General features: G+C 63.1%; 1 protein-coding gene and 2 pseudogenes. 1 reads left to right on the top strand and 2 read right to left on the bottom strand.

Annotation, left to right across the window (positions count from 1 at the left end; genetic code table 11):
• Positions 1-1,044: pseudogene (locus tag WBB85_RS04475) on the bottom strand (NADH:flavin oxidoreductase); the annotation flags it as partial.
• A 3-nt stretch (positions 1,045-1,047) separates the two neighbouring features.
• A complete protein-coding gene (locus WBB85_RS04470) occupies positions 1,048-1,638 on the bottom strand; it encodes a TetR family transcriptional regulator C-terminal domain-containing protein (protein WP_432637422.1) in 591 nt (196 codons plus the stop codon).
• 123 nt (positions 1,639-1,761) lie between these two features.
• Between WBB85_RS04470 and WBB85_RS04465 the strand changes: the two are divergent.
• Positions 1,762-2,416 (top strand): annotated as a pseudogene (locus WBB85_RS04465) (NAD(P)/FAD-dependent oxidoreductase); the annotation flags it as partial.

The raw sequence follows: 2,416 nt of genomic DNA, 5'->3' as shown, positions 1-2,416 counted from the left end.
GTCATGGGCGTAGCAAATGTTGCAGCCGATACATTCGCGGATCTCGTCCAAGCGCCCTTCGCGGATCTTTGCGGGCAGAAAGGGATCGGCGATCGAGGGGCGGGCGGCGCCGATGAAATCCTGCACGCCGCGCCGGATCTGGCTCAGCATCGTCTCGGGGCTGGTGAAGCGGCCAACCGCGACCACCGGCTTGCCGGTCGTGGCCTTCACATGGACGATATGGCCTTCCAGCACCGCTTCCTTGACGAAACGCGAGGGGCCCATTTCCTTACCGTAATCGGGGATCGTCACGTCGAAGACGTCGATCAGCGGGGCAAGCTCGGCCAGGAGTTGCGCCCGTTCCTCGGCTCCGGTGCCGTCTTCGTCCGTCACCTCGATGCGGACCGCGATGGCAGAGCGGTCGCCCACCGCCTCGCGCGTGTCCTCGACCAGTTCGCGCACCAGCCGGGCGCGGGCGGAAAACTCGCCGCCGTAGTCGTCGCCGCGCGAATTGGTCGAAGGGTCGAGGAACTGGGTCAGCAGATAAGTATGGGCGGCATAGACATAAACCACGTCGAATTCGGCCGCCTTGGCGCGCAGCGCGGCGGCGCGGTGCCAGTCACGCAAGGCCCGGATATCCTGCTTATCCATGCGCTGGCTTTGCCAGGGCACCGTCTCGGCCAGCATGCTTTCCGGCCCCAAGGGCGCCTCGCGGGACAGAACATTCCCCGCCCGCCAACCGCCATGCCAAAGCTCTACCCCCGCGAGCGCGCCATGCGCATGCACCGCTTCGGTCATCGCTGCCATGTTGCGGATGTCGTCCTCGTCCCAAAGTGTCGCAAAGGGCGCGGGCGTGTCGTCGGATGTCGGGTGGATCGAGCAGTATTCGGTGTTGACCACGCCCCAGCCGCCTTCGGCCTTCACGCCACGCATCGCCGCGAGAGTGGCGGGCAGGGCAAACCCCATGCCGGTGCAATGCGGCACCTGCCAGAAGCGGTTCGGCGCGGTAACGGGGCCGATTTTCAGCGGCTCGAACAGGAGGTCAAAACGTGGATCGCGCGCCATTGCTCAGTCTTTCTGTCGCGGCCCGGCCTCGGTGAAGTGGCGCGGGAATTGGCCCGCCAGATAGGCGTAGATCTGCGCCTTGGCGTCGTTATTGGTGAAACGCGCCGGATACATCAGGATGTTCAGCCAGAAGCCATCGAAGAGCGCTTCCAGCGCTTCGCCAATGCCTTCGGGATTCACATCATCGTATCCACCCTGGCCGATGAGGGCGCGGCACAGTTCGGTCGAGGTGTCCAGCCGCTCCATGTCGAGCGCGGCCGTACATTCGCGATAGGATTTTCGCTGCTTGGTCTCCCCGAAAAAGGCGAACCAGACGGCGAGCTTGCGGCGATTGCTGATGCCGCCCTCGAAATGTGCCTCGACGATCGCGGAGAGTTTCTCATGCGGCGCAAGATCGGGCCGCCGCGCCGTTTCCTGCCAGCGGTCGCGCAGTTCTGCGGCGAGGTAGTTCAGGGTTTCGACCAAGAGCGCGTCCTTGGACTTGAAGTGAAAATTCACCAGGCCAAGCGACAACTCAGCGATCCCCGTCACGGTCGTGAGCGTCGTGCCAGAGATTCCGTGGCGGCTGATCGAGGTGATGGTCGCCTCGATCAACTGCCGTCTCCGCTCTTCCGGAGGGGCAGTTCGCCTCCTCCTAACACTCTCTGATTTATTCATTAATTTACTTCCATTGAATGGTTGTTCAATCATTGCTTGCTTTTATCGCCAAGTCAATCAATGCTTTTGCATCAAGCGATGATTCGCGGACAAATGATGAAGCAGACCCTTCCATCCCATGCCAGGGCCGTTGTGATCGGCGGTGGTGTCATTGGTACATCCACAGCCTACCACCTTGCCGAACTGGGCTGGACCGATATCGTCGTCCTCGAGCGGGACAAGCTGACATCCGGCACCACCTGGCATGCAGCGGGTCTGATCGCCTCGGCCGGGATGTCGACCGAAACGCTCAGCTGGATCTTTCGTCATTGCGCGATCTTTATCGGCGGCTTGAGGCGGAAACCGGCGTTTCCACCGGGTTTCGTCAATGTGGCCACCTGCATATCGCGACGACGCAGACGCGACGCGAGGCGCAGCGGCGCGAGATGAACTTCAGGCGCCTCATGGGGCACGACAAGCACGAAGTGTCGCCCTCCGAGGTCCGGGCGATGTTCCCGCTGATCGAGACCGCGGGGATGCTGTCGGCGATCTGGTCGCCCGAGGATGGCCGCGCCAATCCGGTCGACGTGTCCATGGCAATGGCGGCCGGGGCGCGAAAGCGCGGCGTTCGGATTGTCGAGGGATGCCCGGTCGATGACATCCTTGTCGAACGCGGGCGGGTCAGCGGTGTGGTCACGCCGCAGGGCACGATCCGGGCCGATACGGTCGTCCTGGC

The organism is Albidovulum sp. (assembly GCF_049646345.1).
Lineage (GTDB): Bacteria > Pseudomonadota > Alphaproteobacteria > Rhodobacterales > Rhodobacteraceae > Albidovulum.
The sequence above is the reverse complement of the archived record's forward strand: the minus strand, read 5'-3'. Positions and strand labels throughout refer to the sequence as shown.